The 15245-nt window shown below is 69.8% G+C and carries 17 protein-coding genes; 11 read left to right on the top strand and 6 right to left on the bottom strand.

What is annotated here, in order from left to right; translation table 11 throughout:
• Positions 1-58: 58 nt before the first annotated feature.
• From F4558_RS09335 to F4558_RS09310, 6 genes are all read left to right on the top strand, one after another.
• The gene (locus F4558_RS09335) at positions 59-439 is read left to right on the top strand and encodes a metalloregulator ArsR/SmtB family transcription factor (protein WP_053661368.1); all 381 of its coding nucleotides are present in this window, start codon (positions 59-61) and stop codon (positions 437-439) included.
• Positions 436-990, top strand: a complete 555-nt coding sequence (locus F4558_RS09330; protein WP_053661370.1) for an SRPBCC family protein — start codon at positions 436-438, stop codon at positions 988-990. The genes F4558_RS09335 and F4558_RS09330 overlap by 4 nt, the downstream gene beginning before the upstream one ends.
• A 4-nt stretch (positions 991-994) precedes the next feature.
• Positions 995-1738 (top strand): SAM-dependent methyltransferase, encoded by a 744-nt coding sequence (locus F4558_RS09325; RefSeq protein WP_053661372.1) that lies wholly within the window; start codon positions 995-997, stop codon positions 1736-1738.
• A 37-nt stretch (positions 1739-1775) separates the two neighbouring features.
• Positions 1776-2591, top strand: a complete 816-nt coding sequence (locus F4558_RS09320) for a CPBP family intramembrane glutamic endopeptidase (protein WP_053661374.1) — start codon at positions 1776-1778, stop codon at positions 2589-2591.
• A gap of 282 nt (positions 2592-2873) precedes the next feature.
• A complete protein-coding gene (locus F4558_RS09315) occupies positions 2874-4058 on the top strand; it encodes a ThuA domain-containing protein (RefSeq protein ID WP_053661376.1) in 1185 nt (394 codons plus the stop codon).
• 87 nt (positions 4059-4145) lie between these two features.
• Complete coding sequence (locus tag F4558_RS09310; RefSeq protein WP_053661378.1) at positions 4146-6974, top strand: PQQ-dependent sugar dehydrogenase; 2829 nt, start codon at positions 4146-4148, stop codon at positions 6972-6974.
• Between the two features lie 53 nt (positions 6975-7027).
• Here F4558_RS09310 and F4558_RS09305 read toward each other — a convergent pair whose 3' ends face one another.
• A complete protein-coding gene (locus F4558_RS09305) occupies positions 7028-7888 on the bottom strand; it encodes an SDR family NAD(P)-dependent oxidoreductase (protein WP_053661380.1) in 861 nt (286 codons plus the stop codon).
• A 179-nt stretch (positions 7889-8067) separates the two neighbouring features.
• On the opposite strand from F4558_RS09305, the gene F4558_RS09300 reads away from it, so the two are divergent.
• Complete coding sequence (locus F4558_RS09300; protein WP_053661382.1) at positions 8068-8940, top strand: helix-turn-helix transcriptional regulator; 873 nt, start codon at positions 8068-8070, stop codon at positions 8938-8940.
• A gap of 26 nt (positions 8941-8966) precedes the next feature.
• Positions 8967-9920 carry an NAD-dependent epimerase/dehydratase family protein gene (locus F4558_RS09295; RefSeq protein WP_209273236.1) on the top strand — a complete coding sequence of 318 codons (954 nt, stop codon included), beginning with the start codon at positions 8967-8969 and terminating at the stop codon, positions 9918-9920.
• Between the two features lie 15 nt (positions 9921-9935).
• Here the strand turns inward: F4558_RS09295 and F4558_RS09290 are convergent, their stop codons facing one another.
• Positions 9936-10298, bottom strand: a complete 363-nt coding sequence (locus F4558_RS09290) for a MerR family transcriptional regulator (RefSeq protein ID WP_053661386.1) — start codon at positions 10296-10298, stop codon at positions 9936-9938.
• Positions 10299-10477: 179 nt separating this feature from the next.
• On the opposite strand from F4558_RS09290, the gene F4558_RS09285 reads away from it, so the two are divergent.
• From F4558_RS09285 to F4558_RS32410, 3 genes are all read left to right on the top strand, one after another.
• On the top strand, positions 10478-11401 hold the full coding sequence (locus F4558_RS09285; RefSeq protein ID WP_053661388.1) for an NADP-dependent oxidoreductase: 924 nt from the start codon (positions 10478-10480) through the stop codon (positions 11399-11401).
• Positions 11398-12003 carry a hypothetical protein gene (locus tag F4558_RS09280; protein ID WP_157553095.1) on the top strand — a complete coding sequence of 202 codons (606 nt, stop codon included), beginning with the start codon at positions 11398-11400 and terminating at the stop codon, positions 12001-12003. The genes F4558_RS09285 and F4558_RS09280 overlap by 4 nt, the downstream gene beginning before the upstream one ends.
• Positions 12004-12127: 124 nt before the next feature.
• Positions 12128-12742: an Rv0361 family membrane protein gene (locus tag F4558_RS32410; protein WP_082377754.1), complete on the top strand. Its 615-nt coding sequence runs from the start codon at positions 12128-12130 to the stop codon at positions 12740-12742.
• Between the two features lie 83 nt (positions 12743-12825).
• Here the strand turns inward: F4558_RS32410 and F4558_RS09270 are convergent, their stop codons facing one another.
• The 4 genes from F4558_RS09270 to F4558_RS09255 all read right to left on the bottom strand — a co-directional run bounded on the left by F4558_RS09270 (position 12826) and on the right by F4558_RS09255 (position 15239).
• Positions 12826-13962 (bottom strand): hypothetical protein, encoded by a 1137-nt coding sequence (locus F4558_RS09270; protein ID WP_167943797.1) that lies wholly within the window; start codon positions 13960-13962, stop codon positions 12826-12828.
• Positions 13963-13985: 23 nt separating this feature from the next.
• Positions 13986-14306, bottom strand: coding sequence for a PadR family transcriptional regulator (locus F4558_RS09265; protein ID WP_053661454.1), 321 nt, complete (start codon positions 14304-14306; stop codon positions 13986-13988).
• Positions 14307-14512: 206 nt separating this feature from the next.
• The gene (locus F4558_RS09260; RefSeq protein ID WP_167943796.1) at positions 14513-14722 is read right to left on the bottom strand and encodes a hypothetical protein; all 210 of its coding nucleotides are present in this window, start codon (positions 14720-14722) and stop codon (positions 14513-14515) included.
• A 76-nt stretch (positions 14723-14798) separates the two neighbouring features.
• The gene (locus F4558_RS09255) at positions 14799-15239 is read right to left on the bottom strand and encodes a hypothetical protein (protein WP_053661396.1); all 441 of its coding nucleotides are present in this window, start codon (positions 15237-15239) and stop codon (positions 14799-14801) included.
• Positions 15240-15245 lie beyond the last annotated feature (6 nt).

The raw sequence follows: 15245 nt of genomic DNA, 5'->3' as shown, positions 1-15245 counted from the left end.
ACCATCGACGGGAGCGACTGGGAGTGTTGGAAATCTCCACAGAAATTATGCGTAACCGATGGGTTACACTTTCCGGGTGGACGAGGTGGCCGCCGCGATCGCGGACCCGGTGCGGCGACGCATCCTGACCCTGCTGCGCGACGCGCCGCTGCCCGCGGGCGAGATCGCCACGCAGTTCGCCATCAGCCGACCCGCTATCAGCCGCCACCTGCGCGTGCTGCGCGAGTGCGGACTGGTCCGCGACGACCTTGTCGGCCGCAGGAGGATCTACCGGCTCGACACCGGCCCGCTCGCCGAACTGCTCGACTGGCTCGCCGATCTCGCCACGCCCGCGCCGTGGGAGCGGCACCTCGACGCGCTGGAGACCGAGGTCTATCGCACCCGCCGAGAGAGCCGCGCCCGCGGCCCGGCGGAGCACCGAAGGGAGCACACGGCATGACCCGCACACCAGGCGGACGCCTGTTCCGCACCGCCACCGGCCATGATCTCGTCCTCACCCGCACGTTCCGCGCACCGGTGGCGGACGTGTGGGCCAGCCTGACCGAGCCGCAACGCACCGCCCGCTGGTTCGGCCCCTGGGAGGGCGACGCCGCGCCGGGCCGGACCATCCGGGTCCAGATGGCGTACGAGGAGGAGCAGCCCTGGTGCGAGGTCCGCATCGAGGAGTGCGAACCACAGCGACACCTCGCCGTGTCGATGGTCGACAGCTACGGCGCCTGGCTGCTGGACATGGCGTTGGCCGAGACCGACGGCACCACCCAGCTGCGGTTCACCCAGCACCTCACCACCCTCGACGGCGTCGCCGAGACGGGTGCGGGATGGGAGTACTACCTCGACATGCTCGTCGCCTCCCGGGACGGCTCGCCCCGGCCGGCCTTCGACGACTACCACCCGGCCATGCGGTCCTACTACCAGGCGCTGGCCGCCGCCCCGGCCACACCCGCCACACCGGACCCGGTGCGCGCCGCTGATCAGGGCTTGACACCCTGATCCGATGCGATCCACCGACCACCTCGCCACCAGCCGCTACGCGCGGATGCGCTGGAACACGCCGCTGTCGGAGGAGCACGCGGCCCTGCTGCTGCGACGACTCGACGTCCGGCCCGGTGCGCGCGTACTCGATCTCGGGTGTGGTTGGGGTGAGCTGCTGCTCAGGGCCGTCGCCGCCGGTGGTGTGGCCGGCCCGGTCGCGACGAGGGGGGTCGGCGTCGACACCGACGAGGCCGCCCTCGCCCGGGGGCGCGCACTCGCCGCCGGTCGGTCGCTGAACCGGCACGTCGCCTTCGTGATGGGGGAAGCGGCCGCCTGGCACGAGCCGGCCGACCGGGTCCTGTGCATCGGCTCGGCGCACGCCTTCGGCGGCACCGGCGCTGCCCTCGACGCGTTGGCCAAGGTGGTCCGGCCGGGCGGTCGGCTGCTGTTCGGCACCGCCTACTGGCAACGCGACCCCACGGCGGCGGCCGAGCAGATCTTCGGCGCGGACATCACGGACCTCGCGGGCCTCGTCGAGACCGCCCGGGGGCGGGGCTGGCGGATGCTGCACGTGAGCACCGCCGATCAGCGGGAGTGGGACGACTTCGAGTCCACCTGGCTCGCGGGCCGGCAGGAGTGGCTGCTGACGTACCCGCAGGATCCCCGCGCGGCGCAGGTCCGCGCCGAACTCGACGACCGGCTACGCCAGTACGTCGGCGACTACCGCGGCGTCGTCGGCCTCGCGTACCTCGTCCTGGGTCACTGACCCTCTGTCGTTGACCCCGGTGGCTACGCTGCGCGGGGTGAGCGGCCGACCTCGCCTCGCCCTGCACTGGCGGGTCCTCGTCGTGTTCACCGGCGCGGTGCTGGTGTGGCTGTTCCTCCATCACGACGCCCTGCTCGGCCGTGACTACAGCCGCACGACCCACGTCGTCCGGGCCGTCCTCACGACGGCGCTCGTCGTACCCCTTGTGGTGGCCGCCCGGCGTCTGCTGGACCGGCGTCCGTGGGCCGGGCTCGGGCTGCCCTCGCTGCGGGCCGGCTGGCGACGCCTGCTGCTCGGTATGGCCTGCTGGCTCGTCCCGGCCGCCGTCGGGCTCGCGCTCTGCCTCGGCCTCGGCTGGGTCGAGATCAGCCTACGGACGTCACTGGGCGACGCCGTGCGCGTGGCGGCCCTGCTTGTCGTGCTCGTCTTCCTGTACGAGGCGCTGCCGGAGGAACTGGTCTTCCGTGGCTACCTGCAACACTCCCTCGCCACCCGGTTGCCGGCCTGGCAGGCGGCTGTCGGGCAGGCCGCGCTGTTCACCGCGTTCGGGTTCCTCGTCGGAGCCGCCCGGTCGCCCGACCGGCTGCTGCTCTTCTTCGTCTTCGCGCTGCTGCTGGGTGGCTTCCGCGCCGCGACCGGCGACATCTGGGCGGGCATCGGCTTCCACGTCGCCTTCCAGACCGTCGCCCAACTGTTCGGGGACGTGGGCGGCGTCTTCGACGTGCGGGGCGCCGACGTCCTGGGCGGCGTCGCGATGGGGGCCATACCGTTCGCTGTCGGGTGGACCGTCGTACGGCACCTCTACCGGGACCGCCTGGACTGGCGTGCCGTCCGCCCGGAGGCCGATTCCTGACGCTTCTCGTTCGCTGTCGGATTCCAACCCGTGGACGCCGCCAGGCGAGCGCTTGACGACGCTCATACATCAGAGGTTTACTGCCTCAGCGACGACAATCGATATACTGTGAACGCTCACAATGGTCGCTCGGAGCCGTCGGCTGGCTCCACGCGCGCCATTCGGGCACCACCACACCACCTCGGCCGAGCATCGGCGGCTTGGCTTCCGCACCACCGCCACCCTGGCCCTGGCGTGCCCGCGGGCACATCCGGGGTCGCCGCTCAGCAGAGGAGCACAAGCATGCGTTCCCGTCCCCGTGTGTTGGCACTCATCACCGGCCTGGCCGTGATGCTGGCCAGCCTCGTCGCCCTTCCGGCCCCGGCCTCGGCCGCACCCCTGACAAAGGTCCTGGTGTTCAGCAAGACCGCCGGGTTCCGCCACTCGTCCATCCCCACCGGCATCGCGGCCATCCAGCAGCTCGGCGCGGGCAACGGGTTCACAGTGACCTCCACCGAGGACGCCGGCCAGTTCACCACCTCCAACCTGGCCCAGTACCAGGCGGTGGTCTTCCTGTCGACGACCGGTGACGTCCTCAACGCCAGCCAGCAGTCGGCGTTCGAGGCGTACATCGCCGCCGGCGGCGGATACGTCGGTGTGCACGCCGCCGCCGACACCGAATACAGCTGGCCCTGGTACGGCGGGCTGGTCGGGGCGTACTTCGACTCCCACCCGGCGATCCAGACCGCGACGGTACGGATCGAGGACCGGACGAACCCGTCGACCGCCCACCTCGGCGACACCTGGGTCCGCTCCGACGAGTGGTACAACTACCGCACCAACCCCCGGTCGAGCGTGCGGGTCCTCGCCAGCCTCGACGAGTCGTCCTACAGCGGCGGCAACATGAGCGGCGACCACCCGATCACCTGGTGCAAGGCGTACGGCGGCGGACGGGCCTGGTACACGGGTCTCGGCCACACCGAGGCGTCCTACAGCGACCCGAACTTCACCCAGATGCTGCTCGGCGGCCTGCGCGTCGCCGCGGGCGCGGTCACGGCGGACTGCTCGCCGCGCACCACCACTCCGCCGCCTCCGCCCAGCGGATCGAGCCTGCGGGCACGGGCCAACAACCAGTACGTCAGCGCGCCGAACTCCACCACCGCGCTGATCGCCAACCGCAGCGCCATCGGCACCAGCGAGCGGTTCGACCTGGTCGACCTGGGCAACGGCAACGTCGCGCTGCGCGCCAAGAGCAACGGGCAGTTCGTGGCCGCCGAGAACGCCGGCGCCGCCGCGCTGATCGCCAACCGGGCCAGCGCCGGTGCGTGGGAGACGTTCCAGCTCGTGCGCAACTCCGACGGCACTGTGAGCCTGCGGGCCACCGTCAACAACAGGTACGTCGCCGCCGAGAACGCGGGCGCGTCCGCGCTTATCGCCAACCGGACCTCGATCGGCCAGTGGGAGAAGTTCGACCTCGTCACCGGCTGACCCCACCCCCGGTTCGCCTCTCACCACCCCCACCCGGCCGTGGTGCGCCCCCGCACGCCCGGCCCTGGTCGTCGAGGAAGGACGATCATGCTCTCGTACCCCCGGCGCTGGCCCCGGGCCCTCGTCGCGGCGTTCACCGCCGCCGCGGGCGTGCTCCTGGCCGTTGCCGCACCAACCCCCGCCCAGGCGGTGGTGATCCCCGCCTCCGACTACCAGCAGGTCAAGCTCGCCACCGGCTCGGCGGAGCTCGGTGAGGCCATGTCCCTGGCCGTCCTGCCCAACCGCTCGGTGCTGCACACCGCCCGCAACGGCGTCCTGCGGGTGACCGACGTGGCAGGCAACACAAAGGTCTCCGGGACGCTGTCGGTCTACACCCACGACGAGGAGGGGTTGCAGGGCGTCGCCGTCGACCCCAACTTCGCCACCAACCGGTGGATCTACCTCTACTACTCCCCCACGTTGAGCACGCCGTCCGGGGACGCCCCCACCACCGGCTCGCAGTCGGACTGGGACAGGTGGAAGGGGCACCTGCGGTTGTCCCGGTTCACCCTCAACACCGACGACACGCTCAACATGGGCAGCGAGAGGATCGTGCTCCAGGTCGCCAACGACCGTGGGCAGTGCTGCCACGTCGGTGGTGACCTGGACTTCGACGCCGCCGGCAACCTGTATCTGACCACCGGCGACGACACCAACCCGTTCGAGTCGTCCGGCTACGCGCCGCTTGACGAGCGGACCAACCGCAACCCGCAGTTCGACGCCCAGCGCACGGCGGCCAACACCAACGACCTGCGGGGCAAGCTGCTGCGGATCAAACCGCAGGCCGACGGCACGTACACGATCCCGTCGGGCAACCTGTTCGCGCCCGGGACTGCCAACACCCGCCCCGAGATCTACGCGATGGGCCTGCGCAACCCGTTCCGGATGAGCGTCGACAAGGCCACCGGCGTCGTCTACCTCGGCGACTACGGCCCGGACGCCGGGTCCACGAACTCCAGCCGGGGCCCCCAGGGTCAGGTCGAGTTCAACCGGATCACGGCGCCCGGCAACTACGGCTGGCCGTACTGCACGGGCACCAACACGAGCACGGAAACATACAACGAATACACGTTCCCGTCCGGGCCGTCGCAGTCCAAGTACAACTGCACGGGCGGGCCGACGAACAACTCGTTCCGCAACACCGGCCTCACCACGCTGCCCGCGGCGAAGCCGGCCTGGATCAAGTACGCCGGAGACTCCGGGTCACCGTCGGAGTTCGGCAGCGGCTCGGAGTCCCCGATGGGCGGGCCGGTCTACCGGTACGACGCGTCGCTCAACTCCAGCATCAAGTTCCCCGCGTCGCTGAACGGGCAGTTCTTCGCCGGCGAGTACGGCCGCCGCTGGATCAAGGCCATCGCCGTCAACTCCGACGGCTCCCGTGGCGAAATCTCCAACTTCCCGTGGAGCGGCACGCAGGTCATGGACATGGCCTTCGGCCCGGACGGCGCCCTGTACGTGCTGGACTACGGCACCGGCTCGAACAACCAGGCGCTGTTCCGGATCGAGTACATCGGCGGCGGCAACCGCAACCCGATCGCTGTCGCCTCGGCGAACCCGACCTCCGGGCCGAGCCCTCTGACAATCAACTTCTCGTCGGCGGGTAGCTCCGACCCCGAGGGTGGGGCGCTGAGCTACCTGTGGACCTTCGGCGACGGCACCACGTCGACGGCGGCGAACCCTACGAAGACGTACACCACTAACGGCACGTACAGCCCCACACTGAAGGTCACCGACCCGACCGGTCTGTCCGGCACGGCGAGCCTTGTCGTCACGGTGGGCAACACCGCTCCGACGGTGTCGCTGACTCTGCCCGCCGACGGGCAGCTGTTCAGCTTCGGTGACACGGTGCCGTACCAGATCTCGGTGAGCGACCCGCAGGACGGGACGATCGACTGCGCCCGGGTGAGCCTCACCTACGCGCTGGGCCACGACAGCCACGCCCACCAGATCACCTCGAAGAACGGGTGCAGCGGCACGATCACCGTACCCACGGACGGTGAGCACGACGCGGCGGCAAACATCTACGGCGTCTTCGACGCCGCCTACACCGACAACGGCGCGCTCACCACGCACAGCATCAAGACCCTGCAGCCGAAACACCGCCAGGGTGAGCACTTCGGCGCCCAGTCGGGTGTCCAGGTCACCGAGCACACGAGCGCCGAGGGTGGCCGCACCGCCGGGTTCATCGAGAACAACGACTGGATCTCGTACCAGCCGTACAACCTGTCCAATGCGACGCGCTTCACCGTGCGGGCGTCGTCGGCGGGTGCCGGCGGCACCATCGAGGTCCGTGCCGGATCGGCGACCGGCACACTGCTGGGCACCGTCACGGTGCCGGTGACCGGCAACTGGGAGACCTTCACCGAGGTGTCCGGCGCCATCACCAACCCGCCCGCCTCGACGACCACGTTGTACCTGGTCTTCAAGGGTGGGTCCGGCTACCTGTTCGACGTCGACGCGTTCACCTTCACCACGGGCACCACTGGCGGCACCGCCGGGATCAGCCTGCGGGCGCAGGTCAACAACCAGTACGTGTCGGCGGTCGGCACCACCGCGCTGATCGCCAACAAGGCCACAGTCGGGTCGACCGAGCAATTCGACAGGGTGGACGCCGGCAACGGCACCATCGCCCTGCGGTCCCGCGCGAGCGGCCTGTACGTCTGCGCCGAGAACGCGGGCACCGAACCACTTGTCGCCAACCGCACGACGATCGGCGCGTGGGAGACGTTCCAGCTCATCACCAACACCGACGGGACTGTCAGCCTTCGCGCCACCGTCAACAACCAGATCGTGGCCGCCGAGAACGCCGGAGCGGGCTCGTTGATCGCCAACCGCGCGTCGGTCGGCTCCTGGGAGAGGTTCATCCTGACCGGCTAGGAGCGCGTGGGTCCGGCCTGGACACTGTCCAGGCCGGACCCACGCCGCGGCGCTCAGCTCTGCTGCGGAATGTCAGTCGTGTACGCCAGCTCGCGACCCGCCTCGACGTCGGCGGTCAGCGAGTCGATCCGGGCCCTGGCCAGAGAGTAGGAATCCGAACCGAGCAGCTGGTGCAACGGCGCCTCACCCGAGGCAGCCACCTCGATGATGGCTGTCGCGGCCCGCACCGGGTCACCGAGCTGGGTGCCGGGCATCGCCAGGTGCGCCTCGGTCATCTCCCGGATCGACTCGTAGCCGGCCACCGTCCCCGACGGCAGGCCGAGCGACTCCGTACGCAGGAAGTCGGTCCGCATGTAGCCCGGCTCCACGAGGTTGACCCGCACACCGAACCCGCCGACCTCCGCGGCCAGCGACTCGGTGAGCCCCTCCACTGCGTACTTTCCGGCGCAGTAGAGGCCCCAGCCCGGAAACGAGGTCAGGCCGAGGATCGAGGAGACGTTGATGATGTGTCCGCTGCTTTGCTCGCGCAGGTGCGGCAGCACGGCACGGAGGACGTTCCAGAGTCCGAAGATCTGCACGTCGAACATCTGTCGGGCGTCGGCGTCGGTGACCTCCTCGACGGCGGCGAGATAGCCGTAGCCGGCGTTGTTCACGACGACGTCGATCGCGCCGAACCGCTCGACGGTCGAGCCGATCGCCGCCGCGACCGCCGACTCGTCGGTGAGGCTCACCTCGATCGGCAGCAGCCGGGACCGGTCCACGGAGGCCAGGGCCGCGTCGAGACGCTCGGCCGACCTTGTCGTCGCCGCGACGTTGTCGCCCCGCTCGAGGAGCTGCTTGACCAACTCCAGGCCGAGCCCACGGGAGGTGCCCGTGACGAACCAGGTGGCGGGTCGGGTGGTGGGGTAGGCCATCGAAGTTCTCCTTGTGACTGGTGTGGCAGCTTGTGAAGCGCTGAGCACTGCGGGAACGCATTTCATGCTGCTGCGGGGCGGGGGGCTCGGACACCCCTGGCCGGGCCCAGCCGTACCGGGGAATGCCGTGCCCACCCAGCACCTGGGCGTTCGCCGCGACGCGCGCGATGATTGACGGCATGGTGCGACGGACAGAGCTGGGAGACTTCCTGCGGAAGTGCCGCGCCGACACGACGCCGGAGGCGGCGGGATTCGTCGAGCAGTCCGGCAGGCGCGTCCGCGGCCTGCGCCGGGAGGAGGTGGCGCAGCTCGCCGGGGTGAGCGTCGACTACTACACCCGCCTCGAACAGGGCCGGCACACGAGCCCCTCGGAGGCGGTCCTCGACGCGTTGGGGCGGGTGTTCCGGCTTGAGGCCGCCGCCCGGGCCCACCTCGCCGACCTGGCCCGGCCGGCCCGGCACCGCACCGGGGACGTGCCGGGGCAGCGGGTACGGCCCGCCATGCACCAGCTGATCGCCTCGATGGTCGACCACCCGGCGTTCATCGTCGGCCGCCGCACCGACGTCCTCGCGTCGAACCTGCTGGCGCGCACCCTGCTCACCGACTGGCCCCGACTGCCGCCCCGCGAACGCAACTACACCCGGTGGGTCCTCCTCGACCCCGCCGCCCGCGAGGTCTACACCGACTGGGCGACAGTGGCGGCCGACGTCGTGGGCACCCTGCGCCTCTACGCCGGCCGCTTCCCCGACGACCCTCAGCTCAACGAACTCGTCGGCGAGCTGACAATCAAGAGCCCGCAGTTCCGCACCTGGTGGGACAACCACCGGGTGCACGAGCGGACCCACGGCACCAAACACATGATCCACCCCGCCGTGGGACCCATCACCATCCGGTACGAGGCGCTGACGCTGCCGGGCGACGACGACCAGACCCTCTTCGTCTACAACACCGATCCCGGCAGCAGCTCACACGACAACATGCGCCTGCTCGCGCTCTGGACGACGCAGAACACGGCGGCGGACGAGGAGCGGAACCAGCGCCTCCACCGGTAACCGACCGCAGCGACCACGATGACTGCTTGACAACCACCCGTATCCAGAGTGGACGATGCATCGTGCGGATTCTCGTGGTGGGTGGCAGCGGTCTGATCGGCGCGCATGTCGTGGAGGTCCTGCGCGAGCGGGGCCACGCCGCGACCACTGTGGCGCGTACCGCCCGCCCGGGTGTCGACCACCTTGTCGACGTGGACGCCGCCTCGGTCGACGACCTGCGCCCGCTGCTCGCCGACCACGACGGCGTCGTCTACGCCACCCGCACCGACGAGCAACGACCGCTGCCGAAGCCGATCTATCCGCAGTTCCGCCACGACAACGTCGAGCCGGTCGTGCGCCTGTTCACCGCCGCGCGCCTGGAGGGCCTCACCCGAGGGGTCGTCATGGGCTCGTACTACACCTGTTTCGACAGGTTGCATCCGCAGTGGCGGCTCGCCGAGCGGCACACGTACATCCGGTGCCGGGTGGAACAGGCCCGGGAAGGACGGGAAGCCGCGGGCACCGATCTGCCGGTCGCCGTCCTCGAACTGCCGTTCGTCTTCGGCCGCGCCGGTGACCGGCTGCCCAACTGGGCCGGGCCGCTGGACCGGTGGGCGCGCTCGCGTACACCTCTGGTCGCCCCCACCGGCGGAACCGCCGCAGCCTCGGCGCGCAGCGTCGCCGAGGTCACGGTGGATGCCCTGGAGGCGGCCAGCGGCGACGACATCCCGGTGGCCGACGAGAACCTGACCTGGGACGACATGCTCGGCCGCATCGCCGCGGCGGTGGGTCGACCTCGTCGGGTTTCGCGGATGCCGTCCGGCGCGGCGAAGGCCGCCCTGCGCCTCGGCGGCGCGCTCCAGGCCCTCGGTCGCAAGGAGTCGGGCATCAACCCGACCTACCTCGCCGACCTCCTGCTCGCCGAGTTGTTCATCGAGCCGACGACCGGCCGACCGCTGGGTCGGGCCCTGCGCGAGACATTCGGCGAGGGTGCCGCCTAGCCTGGCGGCGCGCCCTCAGGCAGCGGCGTCCCGCTCCAGGTGCTGGTAGGCGGTGCGGATAACCGAGTCCAGCCGTTCCCGGGCCTCGGCGAGGTCGCTCAATTGGCGGTCGATGCGGTTCCGCTCGGCCGTGAGCCTGGCGATCATGTCGGGCGTGGCGCTGCCGGTGTAGACGCACGGGAGCAGTTCGAGGATGTCCCGGCTCGACAGGCCGGCGGCGTAGAGCTGCTGGATGAGGTTCACCCGCTCCACCGCTGCCGCGCCGTAGTGTCGCTGCCCGCTCGCGCTGCGCTCGGCCTGCAACAGGCCCTGCTCCTCGTAGTACCGCAGGGCGCGCACGCTGACCCCGGATCGCTCCGCCACCTCGCCGATGCGCACAATCACCCCTTTCGGTACGTCCCACCGCGCCGGTTCCTGCCTCTGACGTCACCGTCAGCAACGACAGTAGCGCCGGCCCACCCCCGCCGACGTGTGACCCGGACCACTCGATGTTGCCTCTGACGTCAACGTCAGCAAATAGCGTCGCCAGTCGTCAACACACATGAAGGAGAGCGACGATGAGCCGCGCATTTGGCTACCACGCATTCGGTGGCCCCGAGGTCCAGCAGTACTTCGATCGACCCGACCCGAAGCCCGCCGACAACGAGATCCTCATCCGGGTCCGGGCAGCCGGGGTGGCACGCCTCGACCACCTGCTCCGCGACGGCGCCGTCCCGGCGCTCAACGGGCACGTACCGTTCCCGCAGGTGATGGGGATGGAGGCCGCCGGCGACGTTCTCGCGGTCGGGGCCGGCGTCACCGATCTCAAGGTGGGCGACGCGGTGTTCGGGTTCGCGCTCAGCGGCGCCGGCACGTACGCCGAGACGACAGTCCTGCCGGCGGAGAACGCGGCCCGCAAGCCGGAGTCGTTGCCCTACGAGTGGGCGGCGACAGTACCGGTTTCCGGCACGACAGCCCTCGACGGGCTCGACCGGCTCGACCTGCCGGCAGGCTCGACACTGCTGATCAACGGTGTCGGTGGCAGCACCGGCCTCGCCACCGCGCAGCTTGCCCGAGCACGGGGACTGACTGTCATCGGAACGGGCAGCGACAGCAAGCGGGCGGTGGCCGAGGCGCTCGGCGTCACCTTCGCCAGCTACACCGCCGGCGACATTCCGGGACAGGTGCGGGCGCTCGCGCCGTCCGGTGTCGACGGGCTGTTCGACCTCGTCGGCGGCGACTCGCTGCGCTCGGTCGCCGGGCTGGTGAAGGATGCCAAGTACCTGCTGTCGGCCGCGGACTACACGGTGAGTGAGCTGGGTGGCGAGTTCGTGGACCGTCGGCTCGGCAGAACGTCGCTTGAGGCTGTCGCCGCGCTGATGGTGGACGGCACCATCGATCCGCACATCACACGGACGTTCACCTTCGACCAGAGCGCGGAGGCGGTGGCGGCCGTGGAGACCGGCCACACCACCGGCAAGCTGGTCATCGCCCTCGGGTGAGATCCCCGACGGTCACCGGCGGGGTGGCACGGACGACGCGCGCCGCCCCGCCGACGGTCGTCGCCTGGGACTACGCCGCCCGCCACCGCTTCTTGGAGTCCGTCGCGGTGGTCGTACACACCATCGGCTTACCGGTCTTCGTCACCCCACGCGCTCCCTGCTTGGAGCAGAACGACCCGGGATGCACTGTTGCCACCGATGGCGGTTTCGGTTTCGCCGTCGTGGGCTTCGGCTTCGGCGCTGCCGTCGTCGCCTTCGGCTTGGGTGCTGCCGTCGTCGTCTTCGGCTTGGGCTTGGTGGTCGTCGGCTTCACGATCGGCCGAGGTGTCGGCTCACCACTGGTGTCCTGCGGGCCCGGTGTCGGGCTCGACGCGGCAGGCTCTGGGATCGTCGACGGCGGCGCGTCCGGGGTGGCGCTCGCGTCCTCCGCGAGACGGTCGCTGGCCGTCGGAGCGGTCTGTGTGGCCGCCGCAGTGGGCTTCTTGTCACTGTCGTCGGTGGTGAGCGCCCCGATGGTGCCGACGCCGCAGCACAGTAAGACCGAGATCGCGGCGGCGATACCAACGGCACCGAGATTGCCGATCTTCTTTTTCGCCGGGTAAGTGGTCACCTCCGGGAGTGTGCTGGGCGAGGTGAGCCGGCGGCACCGCTGATCGGGGGCAGTTGAACTCCAACGACCCACAGCCGGGCCACAGCAGGAGCACAGCAGAGGAGCCGGTCGTCGATATGTGCCGGCTGGCCGTCCACCTTGGAACATCGATGCGGGTGGTCACCGATGGACGTACCGACGCGCACCCGACCGAACGGACGGGCGAACCGACACGACAAGATCAACCGTTCGGGGGGATCGAGACTTTCTCGCGTCCCCTACCGTCGCTATCTATGACCTACCCGTACCAGGTGCCCCCGCCACCACCCAAGCGACGGACGCTGCGGACCGTGCTGATCGTCGTAGGCGTGGTCGTCGTGCTGTGCTGCGCCGGCGTCGGCACCGGCGGCTTCTTTCTGTTCAAGGGCCTCAAAGCCGCAACCGATCCGGCTCGACAGGCCGCCGAGTCGTTCGTGAGCGACCTGGAGGCCGGCGACGCGGCGGCGGCGTACGAGCTGTTGTGCACCGACACGCGCAGAAGCTTCACGAAGGACGCATTCGTCCGGGGCGTCGCCAGACAGCCACAGATCCAGAGCCACAAGGTCAACGGCGTCAACGTGTCGACAGTCAACGGGCGCACCTCGGGGACCGTGAGCATGGCCCTGAAGCTTGACAGCGGCTTCACCGACCGGCGCGCGATCCCGCTGGTGAAGGAGGACGGTGCCTGGAAGGTCTGCGGCCAACCGTACTGACCAGCAGGTGCATGGCTGCCAACTCACCTTCGTCACGACTATTCGCATGTACAGGTCCCCACCACCGTGCGGCGGTTCGCCGCTCAGCCTGCCGGTCGGACGTCGGTCGACGGCACGTGGCGGCGGGGCAACGCGGACGCCGTGAGTGCGAGCAGCGCCGCGCCCGCCCCCACCACGAATAGTGGCGCCAGAGCTGGTTGCCCGAGCCACTCCCACATGGGGTGCCAGGACGGGTGCGGCTCGTCCGTGTGATGCCTCAGCGTGGACGGGCCAGCAAGGAGGATCGGTGCCCACCACGTGACGGCGGCAAGTCCGAACAGAACAGCGGTGAGCACGCGCAGCGTCCGGCCGCGATTCTCGGTGCGGCGGCTGGCCCACCCGAACATCAACCAGGCCACCACCATCCCGAGCAGGAAGCCTGCGACGCCGAAGGGCTTGACCGCTCCCGGGGCCGCCCGCGTCAACTCGGCGTAGACGTATGTCTCGTCACTGTGGTCGGTCACCCCCGGCTTCGGCGGAGGCGACAGGGAACTGCCAAGCGATATGTCGAGATTCAGTACGTCGTCCCCCCGCCACGCGGCGAAGACCGCGCTCCTGGGCAGCTTCGATTCGTCGCAGCTGGTGCACTCCACCCTGTTGCGGGTGATCACGTCCGAGACACGCCATCCGTTGTCGCGTAGCCACGCTCGGCTGGACTCGACAAGGGCCTGGGGGGCCACCCGCGACGGGCCGCTCAGGCCCACCATGGCGCGACCCTGCTGGTACTCACCGGCGTCGGGCGAGAACAGGACGTGCAGGTTGTCGGAGCCGAGCGGCTGCCCGTAGATGACGAACAACGCCGGGTCCACTCCGACGCGACCAGTCGTGTCCTGACCCAGTACGCCACTGAACAGCTCCGTCGCCTCGGCCGCGCTGGGTAACGGACGGGCGGTCTCCCACCCGAGGCGGCTGGCGAAGGCACCACCGAACAGTCCCCACACGATCGCGGTCAAGGCGGCCCACACCACCACGCTGCGGCTGTTCGGTCGCCCCAGTCGGCACCGCATTCCGTGGCGGAACAGGTTGGCGGTCTCGCGGATTGTCGGTCGGGTCCGACCCGGCGGGGCGAGATCGAGGAATGTCGCAACGATCTCCTCACCGCGGGCCCGTCGAAACTGGCGTGGATAGCCCAGCAGCAGCCTGCGATAGCGGCGCGCGAGCCTTCCCCGTGTGCGCGACATGGAGTCTCCTTGGTGACGTCGACTTACGCCGGGCGCGGGCGGGCGATGCGCAGTTTGCGCTCCGCCGCCGTGGCGAGTGACCGCAGACGGGCGGTCTCCGCGTCGAGCACAGCCAGCCCGTCCGAGGTCAACCGGTAGTACCGGCGGAGACGCCCATCGGCGATCTCTTCTCGGTCTCGTACGACAAGGCCCTGCGAAGCCAGACGGTCCAACGCGGTGTAGAGCGTCCCCGGGAGCAACGTCACCCGGTTCGCCGACAGCACCGCCACCTCCTGAATGATCCCGTAGCCGTGTCGTGGCTGGTCGGCCAGTGCGGTCAGGACCAGGAAGCTCGGCTCTCGCATCTCGCTCACGCCGACAACATATATCGATGATCAATGCATGACAAGCGCGTCGTACGCGATCAGGCGGCGTGGCATTGGTTCAGCCGAGTGACTTTGGCGTCCGGTGCTTCCTCCAACGGCGGGAACCCACGACGATCATTCCTCCACCCACTGCGCCCAGGATCGCCTCGTTGAAGGGCCCGCCGCCCCGACAAGCGATGCGTCGATCAACCCGCCAGCTGAACATCGCCGTACGGAAGCGAGACGCCCAAGGCCCGCCAGAGGTCGTGGAGCACTCGCCCGAGTCTTTCGCTGTCGTCACTCGACAACTGCGCGACAGGCATGCCGGCGGCCTGGTGCTCACCGAGGTTGTAGATCAGGTCCGCGAGCGACGTGGCTGTCGGTCGATCGAGGCGAAGAACAACTTCCTCAGGCATGTCCCGCACCCTACGGCTACCTGACGGCCAGCTACGTCCGACGGCCGTTCACGGCCCGGAGTGTCGGCTCGGCGGCTCAGGCCGGGCTGAACTGGATGAGGACCGACGCGGTCGGCAGCTCGTCCGGAGCGGGTGGCGCCTCGGTGCGCCAGGCCAGCCGTACGCTCCATTGGCGGCCCGGCGGAAGGCGGTAGGCGTCGGCGATGCCTCCGGCCGTGCCGCTGGAGAATCCGAGGATGCCCGACTCGAAGACCACCTCGAGCACGTGGCTGCGGTCCCAGTCGGCCGGATCGAAGTCGGCCGGCCCGTCCCAGGTCTCCAGCCGGGTGTCGCTACCCAGCACCACGGAGTCGTCGATGTTCTCGACGAGCACGTAGCCCGGCGTCGAGCTGACCCATTGATCGAGCTCGTGCGGTGAGGGCGGAACGTCGCGCCGGTCGTTGCTGTCGTCGATCATCGCGAACAGTCGATAGTCGACATCGACGTACAGCTCGGTGTGCTCGACCAGCGCCGCCATGCTGAC

The sequence above is a fragment of the Micromonospora profundi genome (assembly GCF_011927785.1).
GTDB classification, from domain to species: domain Bacteria; phylum Actinomycetota; class Actinomycetes; order Mycobacteriales; family Micromonosporaceae; genus Micromonospora; species Micromonospora profundi.
Note: the sequence above shows the minus strand (reverse complement) of the source record. Positions and strands in the feature narration are given on the sequence as shown.

Coding starts and splice junctions, on each gene's coding strand:
- F4558_RS09330 (WP_053661370.1), top strand. CDS start 436: ATGACCCGCACACCAGGCGGACGCCTGTTCCGCACCGCCACCGGCCAT.
- F4558_RS32410 (WP_082377754.1), top strand. CDS start 12,128: ATGTGCCGGCTGGCCGTCCACCTTGGAACATCGATGCGGGTGGTCACC.
- F4558_RS09255 (WP_053661396.1), bottom strand. CDS start 15,239: ATGGCGGCGCTGGTCGAGCACACCGAGCTGTACGTCGATGTCGACTAT.
- F4558_RS09305 (WP_053661380.1), bottom strand. CDS start 7,888: ATGGCCTACCCCACCACCCGACCCGCCACCTGGTTCGTCACGGGCACC.
- F4558_RS09335 (WP_053661368.1), top strand. CDS start 59: ATGGGTTACACTTTCCGGGTGGACGAGGTGGCCGCCGCGATCGCGGAC.
- F4558_RS09260 (WP_167943796.1), bottom strand. CDS start 14,722: ATGCCTGAGGAAGTTGTTCTTCGCCTCGATCGACCGACAGCCACGTCG.
- F4558_RS09300 (WP_053661382.1), top strand. CDS start 8,068: ATGGTGCGACGGACAGAGCTGGGAGACTTCCTGCGGAAGTGCCGCGCC.
- F4558_RS09310 (WP_053661378.1), top strand. CDS start 4,146: ATGCTCTCGTACCCCCGGCGCTGGCCCCGGGCCCTCGTCGCGGCGTTC.
- F4558_RS09285 (WP_053661388.1), top strand. CDS start 10,478: ATGAGCCGCGCATTTGGCTACCACGCATTCGGTGGCCCCGAGGTCCAG.
- F4558_RS09325 (WP_053661372.1), top strand. CDS start 995: ATGCGATCCACCGACCACCTCGCCACCAGCCGCTACGCGCGGATGCGC.
- F4558_RS09315 (WP_053661376.1), top strand. CDS start 2,874: ATGCGTTCCCGTCCCCGTGTGTTGGCACTCATCACCGGCCTGGCCGTG.
- F4558_RS09270 (WP_167943797.1), bottom strand. CDS start 13,962: ATGTCGCGCACACGGGGAAGGCTCGCGCGCCGCTATCGCAGGCTGCTG.
- F4558_RS09265 (WP_053661454.1), bottom strand. CDS start 14,306: ATGCGAGAGCCGAGCTTCCTGGTCCTGACCGCACTGGCCGACCAGCCA.